Annotated in this window: 18 protein-coding genes; 6 read left to right on the top strand and 12 right to left on the bottom strand. The window is 71.4% G+C overall.

Annotated elements, in window-relative coordinates; translation table 11 throughout:
* Positions 1 to 14 precede the first annotated feature (14 nt).
* Both AB0F88_RS16455 and AB0F88_RS16450 read left to right on the top strand, forming a co-directional pair.
* On the top strand, positions 15 to 1,010 hold the full coding sequence (locus AB0F88_RS16455) for a ribonucleotide-diphosphate reductase subunit beta (RefSeq protein ID WP_350966888.1): 996 nt from the start codon (positions 15 to 17) through the stop codon (positions 1,008 to 1,010).
* 61 nt (positions 1,011 to 1,071) lie between these two features.
* Positions 1,072 to 2,223 (top strand): mechanosensitive ion channel domain-containing protein, encoded by a 1,152-nt coding sequence (locus AB0F88_RS16450; RefSeq protein ID WP_362683644.1) that lies wholly within the window; start codon positions 1,072 to 1,074, stop codon positions 2,221 to 2,223.
* 227 nt (positions 2,224 to 2,450) lie between these two features.
* Here the strand turns inward: AB0F88_RS16450 and AB0F88_RS16445 are convergent, their stop codons facing one another.
* The 6 genes from AB0F88_RS16445 to glgC all read right to left on the bottom strand — a co-directional run bounded on the left by AB0F88_RS16445 (position 2,451) and on the right by glgC (position 7,300).
* The gene (locus AB0F88_RS16445) at positions 2,451 to 3,659 is read right to left on the bottom strand and encodes a DUF5685 family protein (RefSeq protein WP_362683641.1); all 1,209 of its coding nucleotides are present in this window, start codon (positions 3,657 to 3,659) and stop codon (positions 2,451 to 2,453) included.
* Positions 3,660 to 3,884: 225 nt separating this feature from the next.
* A complete protein-coding gene (locus tag AB0F88_RS16440; RefSeq protein WP_362683638.1) occupies positions 3,885 to 4,544 on the bottom strand; it encodes a class I SAM-dependent methyltransferase in 660 nt (219 codons plus the stop codon).
* Between the two features lie 37 nt (positions 4,545 to 4,581).
* Complete coding sequence (locus AB0F88_RS16435) at positions 4,582 to 4,845, bottom strand: hypothetical protein (RefSeq protein ID WP_362683635.1); 264 nt, start codon at positions 4,843 to 4,845, stop codon at positions 4,582 to 4,584.
* A gap of 48 nt (positions 4,846 to 4,893) precedes the next feature.
* Positions 4,894 to 5,265 (bottom strand): VOC family protein, encoded by a 372-nt coding sequence (locus tag AB0F88_RS16430; protein WP_362683632.1) that lies wholly within the window; start codon positions 5,263 to 5,265, stop codon positions 4,894 to 4,896.
* Positions 5,262 to 5,918 (bottom strand): helix-turn-helix domain-containing protein, encoded by a 657-nt coding sequence (locus tag AB0F88_RS16425; protein WP_362683629.1) that lies wholly within the window; start codon positions 5,916 to 5,918, stop codon positions 5,262 to 5,264. The genes AB0F88_RS16430 and AB0F88_RS16425 overlap by 4 nt, the downstream gene beginning before the upstream one ends.
* A 155-nt stretch (positions 5,919 to 6,073) precedes the next feature.
* Complete coding sequence (gene glgC, locus AB0F88_RS16420; protein WP_362683626.1) at positions 6,074 to 7,300, bottom strand: glucose-1-phosphate adenylyltransferase; 1,227 nt, start codon at positions 7,298 to 7,300, stop codon at positions 6,074 to 6,076.
* A gap of 48 nt (positions 7,301 to 7,348) precedes the next feature.
* Here glgC and glgA point away from each other — a divergent pair, with 48 nt between their 5' ends.
* Positions 7,349 to 8,545 (top strand): glycogen synthase, encoded by a 1,197-nt coding sequence (glgA, locus tag AB0F88_RS16415; protein WP_362683623.1) that lies wholly within the window; start codon positions 7,349 to 7,351, stop codon positions 8,543 to 8,545.
* A gap of 26 nt (positions 8,546 to 8,571) precedes the next feature.
* Here the strand turns inward: glgA and AB0F88_RS16410 are convergent, their stop codons facing one another.
* A complete protein-coding gene (locus tag AB0F88_RS16410; RefSeq protein ID WP_362683620.1) occupies positions 8,572 to 8,937 on the bottom strand; it encodes a PH domain-containing protein in 366 nt (121 codons plus the stop codon).
* 96 nt (positions 8,938 to 9,033) lie between these two features.
* On the opposite strand from AB0F88_RS16410, the gene pgeF reads away from it, so the two are divergent.
* On the top strand, positions 9,034 to 9,720 hold the full coding sequence (pgeF, locus tag AB0F88_RS16405; RefSeq protein WP_362684358.1) for a peptidoglycan editing factor PgeF: 687 nt from the start codon (positions 9,034 to 9,036) through the stop codon (positions 9,718 to 9,720).
* Between the two features lie 63 nt (positions 9,721 to 9,783).
* On the opposite strand, the gene AB0F88_RS16400 is transcribed toward pgeF, so the two are convergent.
* The 5 genes from AB0F88_RS16400 to AB0F88_RS16380 form a co-directional block, all read right to left on the bottom strand.
* Complete coding sequence (locus AB0F88_RS16400) at positions 9,784 to 10,191, bottom strand: nitroreductase family deazaflavin-dependent oxidoreductase (protein WP_362683617.1); 408 nt, start codon at positions 10,189 to 10,191, stop codon at positions 9,784 to 9,786.
* Between the two features lie 66 nt (positions 10,192 to 10,257).
* On the bottom strand, positions 10,258 to 11,004 hold the full coding sequence (locus AB0F88_RS16395) for a CbiX/SirB N-terminal domain-containing protein (RefSeq protein ID WP_362683614.1): 747 nt from the start codon (positions 11,002 to 11,004) through the stop codon (positions 10,258 to 10,260).
* Between the two features lie 297 nt (positions 11,005 to 11,301).
* A complete protein-coding gene (locus AB0F88_RS16390; RefSeq protein WP_362683611.1) occupies positions 11,302 to 11,859 on the bottom strand; it encodes a GNAT family protein in 558 nt (185 codons plus the stop codon).
* A 236-nt stretch (positions 11,860 to 12,095) separates the two neighbouring features.
* A complete protein-coding gene (locus AB0F88_RS16385) occupies positions 12,096 to 13,115 on the bottom strand; it encodes an SPFH domain-containing protein (RefSeq protein ID WP_362683608.1) in 1,020 nt (339 codons plus the stop codon).
* 234 nt (positions 13,116 to 13,349) lie between these two features.
* Positions 13,350 to 14,723 carry an MFS transporter gene (locus tag AB0F88_RS16380; RefSeq protein ID WP_362683605.1) on the bottom strand — a complete coding sequence of 458 codons (1,374 nt, stop codon included), beginning with the start codon at positions 14,721 to 14,723 and terminating at the stop codon, positions 13,350 to 13,352.
* Between the two features lie 134 nt (positions 14,724 to 14,857).
* On the opposite strand from AB0F88_RS16380, the gene AB0F88_RS16375 reads away from it, so the two are divergent.
* Both AB0F88_RS16375 and AB0F88_RS16370 read left to right on the top strand, forming a co-directional pair.
* Complete coding sequence (locus tag AB0F88_RS16375) at positions 14,858 to 15,544, top strand: GntR family transcriptional regulator (RefSeq protein WP_362683602.1); 687 nt, start codon at positions 14,858 to 14,860, stop codon at positions 15,542 to 15,544.
* A gap of 28 nt (positions 15,545 to 15,572) precedes the next feature.
* A complete protein-coding gene (locus AB0F88_RS16370; RefSeq protein WP_362683599.1) occupies positions 15,573 to 16,982 on the top strand; it encodes an alpha/beta hydrolase in 1,410 nt (469 codons plus the stop codon).
* Positions 16,983 to 17,058 lie beyond the last annotated feature (76 nt).

The following is a 17,058-nucleotide window of genomic DNA, read 5'->3' as shown; positions in this document are numbered from 1 at the left end:
AAAGGCATTCCCTGATGTTGCTCGACCCCGGCATGGATCTCACCCTGCGGCCGATGCGCTACCCCGAGTTCTACGAGCGCTACCGGGCCGCGATCCGCAACACCTGGACCGTCGAGGAGGTGGACCTCACCTCCGACCTGGCCGACCTGGCGAGGATGACGCCCGAGGAGCGCCACCTGATCAACCGCCTCGTGGCGTTCTTCGCCACCGGCGACTCGATCGTGGCCAACAACCTCGTCCTCAACCTCTACCAGCACCTCAACGCCCCCGAGGCGCGCCTGTATCTCAGCAGGCAGCTGTTCGAGGAGGCGGTGCACGTCCAGTTCTACCTGACCCTGCTGGACACCTACCTGCCCGATCCGGACGAGCGGGTCAAGGCCTTCGCCGCGGTCGAGCACATCCCCTCGATCCGGGACAAGGCGGAGTTCTGCTTCCGCTGGATCGACTCGCTCGGCGGGCTGACCCGGCTGGAGACGCGGGAGGACCGGCGGGCGTTCCTGCTCAACCTGATCTGCTTCGCGGCGTGCATCGAGGGGCTGTTCTTCTACGGGGCCTTCGCCTACGTCTACTGGTTTCGCTCCAGGGGCCTGCTCAGCGGCCTGGCCACCGGGACGAACTGGGTGTTCCGCGACGAGTCCATGCACATGGAGTTCGCCTTCGGCGTCGTGGAGACCGTACGGGCCGAGGAGCCGGACCTGTTCGACGACAAGCTCGCCGAGCAGGTCACCCGGATGATCGAGGAGGCGGTGGCCGCCGAGCTGGCCTTCGCGGCCGACCTGTGCGGCGACGGCCTGCTCGGGATGAGCGTGGACCAGATGCGCCGGTACCTGGAGTACGTGGCCGACCAGCGCCTGGTCAGGCTGCGGATGCCCGCCCGGTACGGCACGGCCAACCCGTTCGCGTTCATGGAGTTGCAGGACGTGCAGGAGCTGGCCAACTTCTTCGAACGACGGGTTTCGGCCTACCAGATAGCCGTGGAAGGGAATGTCACATTCGACGAATCCTTCTGATTAGCTGGTGATCCAGGGAAGAGCACGACGAGGATGGAAGACGTCGAGGAGGACGCCTCAAGTGTCCGGCTGGATCATGATGATTGTTTCCGTGGCGGCCGCCGTCGTGGCGGTGGAGGTGGTGCGACGGGTGTTGCGCTCGCGGCTGATCGGCGAGAAATGGGTTCTCGCCGGCCCGCTCATGCGCCGCTGCACCTGGCCGGGGTTCGCCACGGCCGCCGTGGTGACGGCCTACACCGCCTACGAGCCCCCGATGGCGACGACCGTGGTCGGCCGGCTGGTGTATCAGGGTCTCGGCCTGGCGATGATCGGGTGCGCCACGTGGCTGGTCATCCAGGCCGCCTACGCGGTCACCGACGTGGTGCTGGAACGCCTGATCACCGTCGAGGGCGAGGCCAACCGCCGGGCCCGCCGCATCCGCACCCAGATCACGCTGGTCCGCCGGGTCGCCTCGGCGGTGATCATCGTGGTCGCGCTGGGCGCGATGCTCTTCACCTTCCCGCAGGTGCGGGCGCTCGGGGCCGGGCTGCTGGCCTCGGCCGGGATCGCCGGTGTCGTCGTCGGCATCGCCGCCCAGTCGACCCTGGGCAACATGCTCGCCGGGCTCCAGCTGGCCTTCAGCGACGCGCTCCGGCTGGACGACGTCGTCGTGGTGAAGGGCGAGTGGGGCCGGATCGAGGAGCTCAGCCTGACCTACGTGGTGCTGCGGCTGTGGGACGAGCGGCGGCTCGTCCTGCCGGTCTCCTACTTCACGGCCAACCCGTTCGAGAACTGGACCCGGCACAGCAGCCGGGTGATCGGCCACGTGATGTTCCGGGTCGACTGGTCGGTGCCGGTGGAGGAGCTGCGCGCCGAGCTCTACCGGGCCCTGCGTGAGCACCCGCTCTGGGACCAGAAGGACTGGACGCTCCAGGTCACCGACACCCTTCCCAACGGGCTGCTGGAGCTGCGCGCCCTGATGAGCGCCGCAGACTCCGCCAGCGCCTGGGATCTCAAGTGCGACATGCGCGAGCACATGGTGACCTTCGTCCGCGAGAGGTACCCCGAGGCGCTGCCCCGCTTCCGGGTCGAGACCCCGCCCCCGTCCGCGACCGTGCCCGGGACGCTCACCGGGCTGATGGGCGCGGGCCTGATGTCGCGGGGCCTGGGCGGCGGCCCCGGCGAGCGGGACGGCGCCCGCGAGAAGGACGGCGACCGGCGGGACCCGGTCTGAGACCGAGGTCCGGGCCGGGGCGGCAGGCTCGCCCGTCCGGTTCGGAGAATCGGTCCGGTTCCTGGGACGCGCCCGGTTCGTAAGGCGCGTTCGGTTAGGAGGCCCGTCCGGTTCGTGGGATTCGTCCGGTTCGAAGGGCCGCTCGCCCGTCCGGTTCGTGAAGTGCGATCGGTTCGTGAGGCCTCCGGGGGCCGCCCGCGATGTCCGGCGGGCCGCTCCCCGAAGTCTCAGACGTTGCAGTCGCAGCAGCACCCGTCGCACTTGCTGCAGCACTTGCAGCAGTCGCAGCAGCCGTCACACCCGTCACAGCCGCAGCCGTCGCACCGCGTCAGGTAGCAGCGGTCGTCCCAGGCGTTCCGCCGCCGGGAGCTCCACCGGGGCCGCCAGAGCCCGCAGGTCAGCAGGGTCCCCACCCCGGCGGCGGACTTGCGGACGAACCCGGGCCGCTCGTAGGAGTGGCCCGACTCCCCGGGACGGGACGACGCCTCGTGATCGTGTTCCCCGGGGGAGTGGTCGTGCCTCGCGGAGGGGCGGCCGTGTTCCCCGTGCGGGCGCGCGCACGCCCCGCCGGCGGGACCGCGATCCGGGCCGGAGGCGTGGCGGAACGTCCGGTCCACCGCCCGCCGCACCTCGGTGCCCAGCAGCACGTCCACCAGGTGCCGGTCGGCCAGTTCCAGCTCCAGCAGCGCCAGCTCCAGGCCGTGCGCGGCGTCGTCGCACAGCCGCCGTGCCTCCCGTACGGAGGTGCCGGTGGCGGTCAGCGGGTTGAACGCCCCCCGGGCGGCGTCCTCCTCCCGGTCCTCCACGGCGTCCAGCAGGTGGGCGATCCGGCCGAAGAACCGGCCCGCCTCGGCCAGCGCCGCCGCGTTGCCGGGGGCGCCCGCGAGTGTCGCGGTGTGGGCGAACGCGGCGGCGACGGCCTCCTCGGTGGGAGCGGTCAGCTCCAGCAGCGTCACTCCCGCGCCGCTCTCCAGCTCGATCTGGCGTTCGGCCGTCGAGGCCAGCGAGGCGGTGTCGAACCCGATCCCGGCTCCCATCCGGGCCCCCGCCGCCTCCCAGCGGGCCGCCAGCATCCTGCGCGCCGTGCCGGTGCCCGGCGCGGAGTCGCCGTCGGCCACGTGGTCGCGCAGCTTGCCCGCCGCGAGGACCAGCGACACCGTGGCGGCCAGCCGCACGCCCGCGGCCCGCGCGTCCACCACGTCCGCCGGCCGGAACCCCCGCAGCGCGCAGGGTCCGGCGGTCCGGTGCGGGGAGCCCGCCGGGCCCTGCGCCTCGGCCAGCACCGAGATGATCAGGCCGTCGTAGTTGGTGGCCAGCCGGGCCGCGTGCCCCTGCCCGTCCCTGAGGGTCAGGCACAGCCCGCACAGGTGTGCCATCCAGGCCCGGTGCAGCGTAGGACAGGAGTGCTCGCCGCAGGGGCGAATGATGCCGAACATGTGATCTCTCGTACCTGGGGGTCTGGCCGGGAAGTCCTTGGGGCTGTCCAGGAACCTTGGGGTCTGTCCGGGAAGTCGTGCAACGTATCGGGAGAATCTATCCCGTAAGGATCAAGAAGTCGCGCGGAGAGGGGCGGTTCACGGTCGGCGCCCGGCCCGCCCGGCCCGCCCAGGGGCCGTGTGGACGCACCGGACAACCGTCTCTCATCCGGTGCGTCCGAACGGTCACGCGAACGCGACCACGGCGTATCTCTCGTCCTGGACGGCCCGCCCCCACAGGGCGGGATCATGCAGTGGCTCGACGCGGGCGGTTTCGACCAGCGGCCGCAGCGCCGCCAGGAGACGCTCCGCCTCGACCCCGCCCATCCACGGCATCGACTCGGGCTCCACCTCGTAGGGCCGGTCCTCGCCCGGTTCGGCCGTCGCCCAGCGCCCCTCGACGAGGACCAGGCGCCCGCCGGGGCGCAGCAGGCCGATCCACCGGCGCAGCGCCTCCTGCGGATCGGGCAGGGTCCACAACAGGTGACGGGAGAGGATCACGTCGAAGGCCGTCCCGGCCCGCGCGGGCGGGTCGCTCGCGTCGCCCACCATCATCGTGGCGTCGAAACCGGCCGCCGTGAGCTTGCGCCGGGCCTGCTCGACCATCAGCGGGGCCAGATCCACCCCGACCGGCCGGTGGCCCTGCTCGGCGAGCACCAGGGACAACGAGCCGGTGCCGCACCCCAGGTCCAGGACGTCGGCGGGAGAGGCGGGCATCCAGGAGCGCAGGCGCTCCGCCCAGGCGGCCTTGACGTGGGGGTCGCGAAGGCCGTGGTCGGCCTCCTCGTCGAAGGAGGCGGCGAAGGCGTTCCAGAAGGACGCGATCGAAGCGCTGGTCTCGGGCATCGCCGAATCATGTCACCCGCCACCGACAGGCCGGTCCTCAGGTGACGGGGCACGCGAGGGGGGTCGGCTCAGGCGACCGCCAGGGTCGTATCCAGGCCTCCTCCTCGCGGCGCACGGGTTGCCCGCAGTGGTCGCAGTGGTCGCAGCGGCCGCCCGCCGTGGTGACGTGCCCGCAGGTCCGGTGAACGACCCGCATGGGTTCGGCGGGCTCGTCGGGCGCGGTGTGCTCCTGGCCCCAGGCGGCAAGGGCGTGCAGCACCGGGAGCAGGTCGGCGCCCGCCGCCTCCTGCCCGCCCCGCACCGGCCGCCGCCCCCGGGTCCGCGCCGTCGCCGCACCCCGCCTCCGCGGTCAGCCGGACATGACCTCGTAGAGGTTTCCCGTCTCGTCCGCGAAGAACAGGCCGCGCGGCCGGAACGGGTGGTCGATCCGCCCGTTGTCGTGGTGGGCCGGGTGGTTGCCGTACGGCACCTCCCGCTCCCTGAGCCGGGCGAGGATGCCGTCGAAGGTGGCCGGGTCGACGTCGAAGGCCAGGTGGTGCCCCTCGGGGGCCTCCACGGTCATGAAGTCGAGGGTGAGGGATCCGTTCACCCGGACCGGGGCGAAGTGACCGTGCGCTCCGGCGGGCGGCAGGCACTCCACGCCCATGATGCCGGCGAAGAAGTCGGCCGCCCGCCGCCTGTCGAGCGCGGGCACGATGGTGTGGTTCAGCGTGATGGTCACGACGGGCCCTCTTCCGTCAGGGGGCGGGACCGGGTCAGGGCGCCGTGCACGAACACGTCGACGAGATCGGCGATGCCCGGCTCGGAGTCGCCCGGTGGCCGCCGGGCGTCGGAGCGCACCAGGTTCAGGAAGAGCGTCGCCAGACGCTCCGGGGGGAGCCGCAGGGAGTCGCGGTCCGGCTCGAACAGCTCGGCCAGCGCCTCGCGGGCCTCCCTGAGCCTGGTGTCGCGAAACGGCCCGGGCCCCTTCTCCCGAGGGTTCGCGGAAGGCTCCGGGGCCGGGCGCTCACGAGCGCGGCCGAACGCGTGCAGGGCGCCGATCACCGTGCCGATCCGGTCCGTGTAGGCGTGCATGGCGTCGGCCGCCTCGGCCAGCCGGGCGGCCAGCGGCTGGTCGAGCGGGATCGCGGCGAGCTGTTCCAGCACGTGGTCGGGGCGGAGCGCCTCGACCACGCAGGCGTCGAGCAGCTCGTCCTTGTCGGCGAACACCCGGAAGATCGTGGCCTCGCCGATGCCCGCGGCCCTGGCGATCCGGCCGGTGGTGACGGCGGCGCCGTGCTCGGCGATCAGGGGGAGGGCGACCGCCACGATCATCTCGCGGCGTCGCTCCGGGCTCATTCCCGGCGCGCGTCGCCGGGCAGGTGGGGTTTCCATGCGGTCATTCTCCGGAGTGAGTACTCACTCCGTCAATGTGTTTTTGTGGCACACGGCCCGGCCCCGGCCCCGCCGTGACGGCGGGACCGGGGGCCGGGGACCTGAGGACCTGAGGACCGGGGACGGGGGACGGGGAACGGGGAACGGGGAACGGGTCAGCGTTCGACGATCTCGTTCTTGCCGATGACGACGATGCCGCCGCTGGTCACCGCGAAGCGGCTGCGGTCGTACTCCAGGTCGAAGCCGATCCTGGCGCCGTCCGGGATGATCACGTTCTTGTCGATGATGGCCTTGCGGACGATGGCGCCGCGGCCCACCTTCACGTTGCCCATCAGGACCGAGTCCTCGACCTGGGAGTGGGAGTGCAGCACCACGCCCGGGGAGAGGATCGAGCGCTCCGCCAGCCCGCCGGAGACGATCGCGCCCGCCGAGACCAGGGAGTCGATCGCCCTGCCCACCCGGTCGCCGTCGTTGTGCACGAACTTGGCCGGGGGAAGCGGGTCGTGACCGGTGTAGATGGGCCACCGGCTGTTGTAGAGGTTGAAGATCGGGTGCGCCGAGATGAGGTCCATGTGGGCCTCGTAGTAGGCGTCGAGCGTCCCGACGTCCCTCCAGTAGCCCCGGTCGCGCTCGGTGGAGCCGGGCACGATGTTGTCGGCGAAGTCGTAGACCTCCGCGCTGCCCGACTTCACCATCATCGGGATGATGTTGCCGCCCAGGTCGTGCTTGCTCGTCGGGTCGAGCGCGTCCTCCCTGAGCGCGTCGATCATCGACTGGGTCTTGAAGACGTAGTTGCCCATCGACGCGTACACCTGGTCGGGAGCGTCCGGCAGGCCCACCGCGTCCTTCGGCTTCTCGCGGAAGGCGACGATCCGCCGCCCGGCCGGGTCGGCCTCGATGACCCCGAACTGGTCGGCGAGCGACAGCGGCTGCCGGATCGCGGCCACCGTCACCTCGGCCCCGGACTCTATGTGCTGCTCGACCATCTGCCGGGGGTCCATCCGGTAGATGTGGTCGGCGCCGAACACGATGACGTGGTCGGGCATCTCGTCGTAGATGAGGTTCAGATTCTGGAACAGCGCGTCGGCGGAACCGGAGAACCAGTGCGGCCCGAGACGCTGCTGGGCGGGCACCGGCGTGACGTAGTTGCCGAGCATCGCCGACAGGCGCCATGTCCGGGAGATGTGCCGGTCGAGACTGTGGTTCTTGTACTGCGTCAGCACGACGATCTGGAGATAGTGACCGTTGGCGAGATTGGACAGTACGAAGTCGACGAGACGGTATATCCCCCCGAAAGGCACCGCGGGCTTCGCTCGATCAGCTGTCAGAGGCATGAGCCTCTTACCTTCTCCGCCGGCGAGCACGATCGCGAGGACTCTCATAGGTGGACCCTAACCTGATGAACAGGGATGAAACACTAGGCTGATCGTATGCGAGTGGATCTGCTGACCCGTGAATATCCCCCCGACGTGTACGGAGGGGCGGGAGTTCACGTCGAATACCTCGCCCGGGAGCTGCGCAGGCTCGCCGACACCCGGGTCCGCTGCTTCGGAGCGTCACGACCGGAGGAGGGCGTCGCGGCCTACCGGGTGCCCGGCGGCCTGGAGACGGCCAACGCCGCGCTCCAGGTGCTCGGCGTCGACCTGGAGATGGCCGCCGGGTGCGAAGGCGCCGACCTGGTCCACAGCCACACCTGGTACGCCAACTTCGCCGGCCACGTCGCCAAGATGCTGTACGGGACGCCCCACGTGGTGACCACCCACAGCCTGGAGCCGCTGCGGCCGTGGAAGGCCGAGCAGCTGGGCGGCGGTTACACGCTGTCATCGTGGGCCGAGCGCGGCGCGCTGGCCACCGCCGACGCGATCATCGCGGTCTCCGAGGGGATGCGCCGCGACGTGCTGGCGAGCTATCCGGAGATCTCGCCGGAGAGGGTCACCGTGATCCACAACGGGATCGACACCGGCGAGTACGCCCCCGACCGGGACACCGACGTGCTGGAGCGGCACGGCATCGACCCGAGCAGGCCGTACGTCGTCTTCGTGGGCCGCATCACCCGGCAGAAGGGCCTCGTCCACCTGCTGCGCGCGGCGCGCGACTTCCACCCCGACGCCCAGCTGGTGCTCTGCGCGGGCGCGCCCGACACGCCCGAGATCGCCGCCGAGGTGACCGCGCTCGTGCGCGGGCTCGACCGCGAGGGCGTCGTCTGGATCTCGGAGATGCTTCCCCGCCCCGAGGTGATCCAGATCCTCACCCACGCGACCGTGTTCGTCTGCCCCTCCGTCTACGAGCCGATGGGCATCGTGAACCTGGAGGCCATGGCCTGCGAGACCGCCGTCGTGGCCACCGCCACCGGCGGCATCCCCGAGGTCGTGGCCGACGGCTCGACCGGCCTGCTGGTCCCGATCGACCAGGCCGCCGACGGCACCCCGCACGACCCCGACGCCTTCGCCGCCGACCTCGCCGAGCGGGTCAACCGGCTGCTGGCCGACCCCGCCCTCGCGACCCGGATGGGCGAGGCCGGGCGGGTCCGCGCGGTGGAGCACTTCTCCTGGGAGCGCATCGCCGAGCGGACGATGGAGCTCTACCGGCGGGTCGCCGCAGGGGAGGCGCCGATCTCCGCGGGGTGACGGTCCCCGCTTGCGCGAGGAGGTTCCTAGGCGGTGATGAAGTGCAGGATCACGTTGTGCACGTGGTGCGCCTTGTTGTCGCCCCGGAACTCCACCTCGTACGTGTGGGTGCCCACGTGGATGGCGATGGCGCCCGAGGAGAAGAACGAGCCCGCGATCGACTTGTTGCTCACCACGCTCACCGCCGAGACCTTGCCGTAGGGGATGCTCGTGATGGCGACCCTCTTGCCGACGAACGACTTGTCCTGCACGATCACGCGCCTGTCGGTGAGTCCCAGGAAGCCGGTGCCCGTGCCGATGGCGTCGTAGACGGCGATGATCTGCTCGCCGGGCATCAGGCCGCTCTCGATCTGCTGGTACTGCTCCTTGCGGTCGTACACAACCTGCGCCATGACGCTCGCAATCTCTATGGGGTTCTGTGTCCTTGTGAAACGAACGTCCGGGGGGCCGGGTTCCTGGGCGGGTAAGGTCGGCCCGTGAACTTTCAGATGAGGATCACCGATCGTCACGGTGGTGTCAGCGCCGATCCGTACGGCAGCCGCAACCTCGGAGGCATGTGCGGCGACGAGCCGGGCGCGGTCGCGGCGAACAGGGCCAGGACGGCCGCCGAGTTCGGCCTGGAGCGGGTCGTGTTCATGCGGCAGGTCCACAGCGCCGACGTCCGGTACGTCAGGGAGCCGTTCGGCGACGACCCGCCGCCGCTGGACGGGGTCTGCACCGACGTGCCCGGTCTCGGCCTGGCGGCGCTCTGCGCCGACTGCGCGCCGGTCCTGCTGGCCGAGCCGGAGGCCGGACTGGCCGGCGCCGCGCACTCGGGGCGGGTCGGAACCATGTCCGGCGTGGTCACGGCCCTGGTCGAGGAGATGGCGCGGCGGGGCGCGGACCCGGCGAGGATGACCGCCCTGATCGGGCCGATGGCCTGCGGCACCTGCTACGAGGTCCCCGCCGAGATGCGTGACGAGGTCGCGGTGATGCTTCCCGAGGCCTGGTCGATCACCCGCCAGGACACCCCGGCCCTCGACCTGCGGGCCGCGATCACCTCGCAACTGGGCAAGGCGGGTGTCGGGGAGATCACCCACGACACCCGCTGCACCATCGAGAGCGCCGACCTGTTCTCCCATCGCAGGGAGGGGACGACCGGCCGGTTCGCGGGCTACGTCTGGCTGGAGCCCTGACCGGTCCTCACCGCTCGCCGGTTCCCGGCCATGGCGGGGTCCCGCCGGCCGGCGTGGCGCCGATCACGACGTGAGACGCTCCAGCACGACCACGGGGATCTCCCGCTCGGTCTTCTTGGTGTACTCGTCGTAGGCGGGCCAGGCCGCGGTCATGATCGACCACATCTCCGGTTTCTCCCCGGGCGTGGCGGTGCGGGCCCTGGCCCTGAACCGGTCACCCAGCACCTGCACCTCGACCTCGGGGTTCTCCTGGAGGTTGAGGTACCACAGCGGCGGCTCGTCGGAGCCTCCCTTGGAGGCCACGATGAGGAGGTCGTCGCCGTGGCGCTGGTAGATGAGCGGGGTGGTCCGCGGCTCGCCGGACTTGCGGCCGATGGTGGTGAGCAGCAGGGCGGTGGTGCCCTGCCACTCGTGCCCCTCGGCTCCGTCGGTCGCTATGTATCGGTCGACGTGCTCTTTTCCGAACAGCATGATCTATCTCCTCTGACAGCTACGCGGGTCATTACCCGTCAGAGGAGACAGATCACACCGGATCGCTCAATCGGCTGACAGAACGCTTCCGTAGGCGCGGGCGGCCAGGTCCGCGATCAGGTCGTGCGCCCCGAGGACGCCGGCGCACTCGGCCCCGATCTCCTCGGCCGCCGCGTCCGCGAGCCCGGGGGCCGCCTCCGGGCCCAGGACGCAGGGCGACAGGGCGATGCGCTGGGCGCCAATGTCGCGCAGCCGCCCGGCCGCGTCGGCCACGGCGGGCGCGCTGTCGAGGGAGGCGACCAGGACGGGCAGGGTCAGCCGCGAGGCCAGCAACACCGCCGTCGGCTGAGCCTCCACCGCCGCGTTCTCGCCGCCGACGGTGGCGAGGATGACCGCGTCGACCGGGCTGGAGACGTTGAGCAGCCGCATCCGGTCGGCCCGCGCCAGGCTTCTCTCCGACAGGCGGATGTGCAGGGCCTCGGCGAGCAGCGGATGCGGCCCCAGGGGGTCGGTGACCGTCACCGGGACCTTGCCGGCGGCGACGGCCTCGGCGATCAGCCGGTCCGCGACCGGGTGCGGGCCGGTCAGCAGCGGCACCACGATGGCGGCCGTGGCCTCCTGCGGCCGTTCCCTGGCCGCCGCTTCCAGCTCGGAGGTCAGCTCCTTGCCGTCCTCGCCGAGCGCGGCCAGGCGGACCTGGATCTGTGGGTTGTCCCCCCGTATGAGGGCCGCGAGCTCCGCGGCGGTGCCGGAGGCGTCGCCGAGCGCGGCCAGCACCAGCGCTGGTGCCTCGGGCGGGAGCTGGGAGGGCACCGGCCTGCGGTGCCTTCCGGAGGGTCGCACCGGGCGCCCTCGTACGGGGAGGATGGGACTTTCGCTCACATGCGCGGACTCTAGGGCCATTTGACACTTCCCGTGACCGGAAACGGCAGCATTCCCGTCACAACATTCTGAAAAGGCGAGGCTCGGGGGTGGGTTCTCCCGCGTCCGCGGCCGGCTCACGGCCGGTGCGCGGCCGGTTCACTTCTGGCTCGCGGCCGGTTCACGGGCGGTGCGCGTCTGGCTCGTGGCCGGTGCGCGGCCGGTCCGGCGGCGGGGGGACGCCTCGGGTCAGACGTCACGGTGGCCCTCCCACTCGTCCTCCAGCGCCGAGTGCACGATGGAGTCGCGCCAGGCCCCGCGGGCCCGTACGTGGTGCCTGATCCTGCCCTCCTCGACCATCCCGGCGACCAGCATCGCCAGCTGGGCGGCGGTGTTGGCGGGGGAGCGGGCGCCCCAGATGCGGTGCAGGCGCAGGTCGCGGAAGCCGAACGTCAGGATCAGCCGGATCAGGTCGGTGCCGATGCCCCGGCCCCAGTGGTCGGGACGGAGCCCGAGACCGATCTCGGCGCTGTGCGGGTGGTCGGCCTCGATGTGCAGCCGGGCGACGCCGAAGGCCTCGCCGTCGTCGAGGTCGGTCACCGCCAGCACGTAGAGACGCCGGGGCTCGACCTCCGAGCCCTTGATCGCCTCGATGATCGTCTCTTCGACCTCCTCGCGGGTGCGGGGGTCGAACGGCAGGTGCTCGGTGGCCGCCGGGTCGCCGTACACGGCGTGCAGGGCGTCCACGTCGTCGATGGTGATCTCCCTGAGCCGGAGTCGCTTGCCCGAGATCTCAACGTGGCGCATGCGCAGACGCTAACGCCTCGGAGGTTCCAGGGCTAGAGATCTTTCCGGTAAGCGGACATACCATCATTTTAGTGATCTTATATGCCCGGCTTCGTGCGTGCCCAGGTCTGGCGACGCCTGTGCCCGGACTCAGGTGAACCCGGCCTCGCGTGCGGGGGCCGGGTTCACCTCCCCGGGACGAACCGGTCGTCCTGAGGGCCCGAGGTTCGGGGGAAGGCCGCATGGAGGGGCCGGGTTCACCTCGCCGGGACGACGATGTCGGAGTTGCCCGGGGCGTAGACGGTGATGCCCTCGGGGAGGGCGTTCAGCTTGTCGATCTCGACGCAGGCACGGCACTTGCGGTAGCTCTCTTGGAGCTGCTTGTTCGCCTCGGCCTCGCCCTTGGCCAGCGCGACCGACGCCTTCGCGTCCGCCTCGGCCTGCCTGATCTTCGCCTCGGCCTCGACGTCGGCCTGCGACGCCTTCGCCTTCGCCTCGGCGATCCCCGCCTGGGCGACCTGGGTCTTGTTCACCGCGGCCTGGATCTCGGACGGCAGCGTCACCCGGACCAGCGTGAACCGCAGGCCGGTGAAGAAACGACCACCGAGCAACTGTTCCAGGTCGCGCTCCAGGATCTGGTTGATGCCGTTCTGGGCGCGGATGATGGAGGCGTTGCTGTCGATGACGGCCGGCAGGGCCTTCTTGTTCGAGGTGGTCTGCACCAGCGAGCAGGAGGAGAGCAGCTCGGCGCACTCGGCGGCGCCGATCTGGCTGCGCAGGGCGTTGTAGATCACCGGTCGCACGGACTGGATGAAGAACGCGTTCCATCCCTCGTCCCCGTCCCAGGCGGAGCGCGACTCGCCGTCCTGGCCCAGGTAGGTACGGGTGCCGTACCTGTCGTCGAAGCGCTTGAGCATCTCCTGGTCGAGGTTGAGCGTGAAGTAGAGCGTGCCCTCGATGCCGAGGTTCACCCCGTCGGAGCTCGGCACGGTCACCTCGTCCACGCCGCTGGAGCTGGCCCGCTTGGCGTCGGTGGTGATGGTGTAGATCCGCTGCTGGGCGGGATAGGAGTGCACCGACGACCACAGGCCGACCCAGGTGAGCCCCGAGTCCGGCGGGATGACCTGCCGGATCCCGGAGTCGTCCAGCGGGCCGCCGTCCCTGACGACGGCCACCTGGCCCGGTTCGGTGCGTGCGAAGCCGCCTGCGACGCTGATCAGGGCGATCACCGCGATGACCGCGAACACCACGGCAGCGACGCTTTTTCCGATGGGCATGCCGATCCTCCTCTGGGCGGGCGCCGGAGGGCGGTGGCCGGGGATGGCCGTCCCCGGCCACCGGCCCGACCGGCTTCCCTCCGTGGCGGGCTCTGACGGTTCCTCACGTGCTCCAACCGGGTTTGACGAGCCGGTGGGCCGGTGAGTTCGGTGAAATATCCGAAAAATCGGGAGATTTCCGACTTGGGGGAGAGCCGCGGCCACCGGGGAGGGCCGGTGACCGCGGCCGGGAGGTCAGGCGTCCCGGGAAGCGGTCCCCGTGCGCGTTCCCGGGTCGCCGTCGGGGAGACCGGCGGGGTCGCCGGCGGGGATGTCTCCAGGCTTACCACCGAGAGGGGCGGGCAGGTCGTCGTCCTGCGCCCCGGGGGCCATGGCCAGGCCCACCGCGGTGACGGCCAGCGCGGCGACCACGTAGAGCGAGACGGCGAGGGTGCTGCCGAACCGGTCGAATAGCGACAGCGCGATGATCGGGGCGAGGGCGCCTCCGAAGATCCCGGCGACCTGGTAGCCCATCGAGGCGCCGCTGTAGCGCAGGCGGGTGCTGAACAGCTCGGCGATGAAGGCCGCCTGGGGCCCGTACATCGCGGCGTGGCAGGCCAGGGCCACGATCGAGGCCAGCGCGATCACCGGGAAGGATCCGGTGTCGAGCAGGGGGAAGAAGGCGAACACCCAGACCGCGGCCCCGATCACGCCCGCCAGGTAGACCGGCCGGCGGCCGATCCTGTCCGACAGCGCGCCGAACAGCGGGATCAGGAAGAGCTGGAAGGCGGAGCCGATCAGCACCGCGTTCAGCGCGACGCCGCGTTCGAGCCCGAGGGTGCCGGTGACGTAGGCCAGGATGTAGGTCACGAAGATGTAGAAGGCGACGTCCACGCCGATGCGCGCGAGGCCCGCGGAGATCAGCGCGCGCGGGTGCGTGCGCAGCACCTCCACCAGCGGCATCCGGGCCTTCGCGCCCGCCCGTTCGACCTGGGCGAACAGCGGTGACTCCACGATCCGCAGGCGGATCCACAGGCCCACGACCACCAGCGCGCCCGACAGCAGGAACGGCACCCGCCAGCCCCACGACAGGAACGCCTCCTCGGGAAGCGCCGCGGACATGATCCCGAGCACGCCCGCCGCCAGCAGGTTTCCCGCGGGCACCCCGACCTGCGGCCAGCTCGCGTTGAAGCCGCGCCGCCGGGGATCGCCGTGCTCGATGGACATCAGCACGGCCCCGCCCCACTCGCCGCCCAGGCCGAGCCCCTGCATGAAGCGCAGGGCGACGAGCAGCAGCGGGGCGGCCACGCCGATGGTGGCGTAGCCGGGCAGCAGGCCGATCAGGAAGGTGGCGACGCCCATCAGCAGCAGCGTCACCACCAGCACGTTCTTGCGGCCGACCCGGTCGCCGAAGTGGCCGAACACGATCCCGCCGAGCGGCCGCGCGACGAACCCGATCGCGTAGGTGAGGAACGCCAGCAGCGTCCCGGTCAGCGGCTCGAAGGTGGGGAAGAAGAGCTTGTTGAAGACCAGCGCCGCGGCCGAGCCGTAGAGGAAGAAGTCGTACCACTCCAGGGAGGTGCCGACCAGTCCGGCCACAATGACCCGCCTGGTCTGGGAGCTTGCCATCGCGTGCGCTCCTTAGCTTCTCGTGAGCTTCTTGTGGGGGGATGTCCCGTGGACTAGCTTCGTGGTGAGTACCTATCAACATAAGAATCGTTGAACAATTCGACAATAGGTTTGTTTGATGATTTCTTGGAACCGTGGAAAACGTCACCGCGGCGCTACAGCGCGACCGCGGCCGCCTCGGACGCAGCAGCGCGGCCGAGGTGGTCGCCGACATCCTCAGGGACCGGATCGCCGAAGGGCTCTTCGTCCCAGGTCAGCGCCTGTCGGAGGAGAGCATCGGCGCGGCGCTGGAGGTCTCGCGCAACACCCTGCGCGAGGCGTTCCGGCTGCTCGGTCACGAACGTCTGCTGGAGCATCGGCTCAACCGGGGGGTGTTCGTGCGCGTGCTGTCGGCCGAGGACGTGGCCGACCTCTACCGGGTGCGCCGGGTGATCGAGGGTGCCGCGGTGCGGAACGGCGCGCGCGCCTCCCGGGGGGGCCTGGCCGCCATCAAGGAGGCCGTCGCCGAGGCGTCCCGCGCCGCCGGTGAGGGACGCTGGCAGGACGTCGGCACGGCCAACATCCGCTTCCACCAGAGCCTCGCCGCCCTGAACGGCAGTCCCCGCCTGGACGAGGCGATGCGCCAGCTGCTGGCCGAGCTCCGCCTGGTCTTCCACGTCATGAAGAACCCCCGCGCCTTCCACGAGCCTTTCGTGGCCCGCAACCTGGAGCTGGTCGAGCTCATGGAGGCCGGACGCGCGGACGAGGCCGAGCGGGCCCTGGAGAGCTACCTGGACGACGCCGAGAAACTGCTGATGCGGGCATATATCCCCGAGCCGTAAACGCGAAGTAATGGGGCAGAATAATCGGATGTTTCCTCCGAATTCGCATGTGCTGGTGCTCACCGGTCCCGGGCTGGTCGCGGACCTTCGCCTGCTCACCGAGGTGGCCGATCGCGAGTTCGCGGCTCTCGGCGTCAGCGGGACGGTGTCGGCGGCCTCGGACCTGCCCGGCTTCCGGGCGGGGCTGGAGTCACCGGACGTCCTGGTCGTCCTGCCCGGCCCGGATCCGGAGGTCCGCGGCCTGTTCGCCGAGCGTCCCGACGCGGTCTGGCTCGACCTGACGAAGGCCGACGCCCCGCTTCGCGCCGCCGCGGGTGGTGCAGTGTCTCCGGGCGGTGCGGGGTCCGCGGGTGGCCCGGCGGGCACGGGCGGCGGGGGTCACGGTGGCGCGAGCGACATGAGCGGCGCGGACGGGGTGGGTCACGGTGGCGCGAGCGGTACGAGAGACACGACAGGCACGACAGGCACGACGGGCACGACGGGAACCCACATACACGGGCGCGGGGTCTGGGGTCTGACCTGGGCGATCAGGCACGCCGTGCACCGCCTGCGCAGGCCCGCGCACCGGGTCGCCTACGGCGACCATCCCGACCAGTGGGCGGAGGTGCGCCTCCCGCACGGGGTCACCGGTCAGGCGCCCGCCACGGTGCCACCGCGTGGGACGACACCCGCGGGGACGCCGCCGTACGAGACCGGCGGGCAGGCGCCCGCGGCGGCGAGCGAGGCCGGGGAGCGGACGCCCGCGGCGGCGAGCGAGGCCGGGGAGCGGACGCCCGCGGCGGCGAGCGAGGCCGGGGAGCGGACGCCCACCGTGGTGCTGCTGCACGGTGGGTTCTGGCGGTCCATCTGGGGGGCGGACCTGATGGACGCGCTCGCCGTCGACCTCGCCGAGCGCGGGTTCGCCGCCTGGAACCTCGAGTACCGCCGCCCCGACCTGCACGGCTGGGACGCGACCACCGGGGACGTCGCCCGGGGTGTCGCCCTCGCGGCGGAGAGCGCCCGGGGACCGCTCGTGGTGATCGGCCACTCGGCGGGCGGGCAGCTCGCCCTCCGCGCCGCCGCCGACGACCACCGCATCACCCTGGCCGTCTCGCTGGCGGGGGTGCTCGACCTGGCAGAGGGGGACCGCAGGCACATGAGTTCCGGCGCGGTCGCCGTCGCGCTCGGCGGATCCGCCGCCGAGGCGCCCGCGGCCTACCGGCGTTCGGGGCCGCTGGAACGGCTTCCCCTCGGGGTGCCCCAGCTCATCGTGCAGGGCGGCGGGGACGACCTGGACCTGGTCGACTTCGGCCGCCGCTACGCGCGAGCCGCCCAGGAGGCGGGCGACCAGGTGACGTATCTCGAGATGTCGGGCGATCATTTCGACGTCATCGATCCCGCGTCACCGATCTGGCGGGCCACCGCCGGGGCGGTCGCCGAGCACCGCAGGCCCTCCTGACCCGCCCCCTCCTGACCCGCCCCCTCCGCCTGAGGGCCCTCCGGCGGCGGTGACGGGCCCGCCGGTCGAAGGCCCT

Source organism: Streptosporangium sp. NPDC023963 (assembly GCF_040639135.1).
Taxonomy (GTDB): domain Bacteria; phylum Actinomycetota; class Actinomycetes; order Streptosporangiales; family Streptosporangiaceae; genus Streptosporangium.
This window is presented reverse-complemented; position numbering and strand designations above follow the sequence as displayed.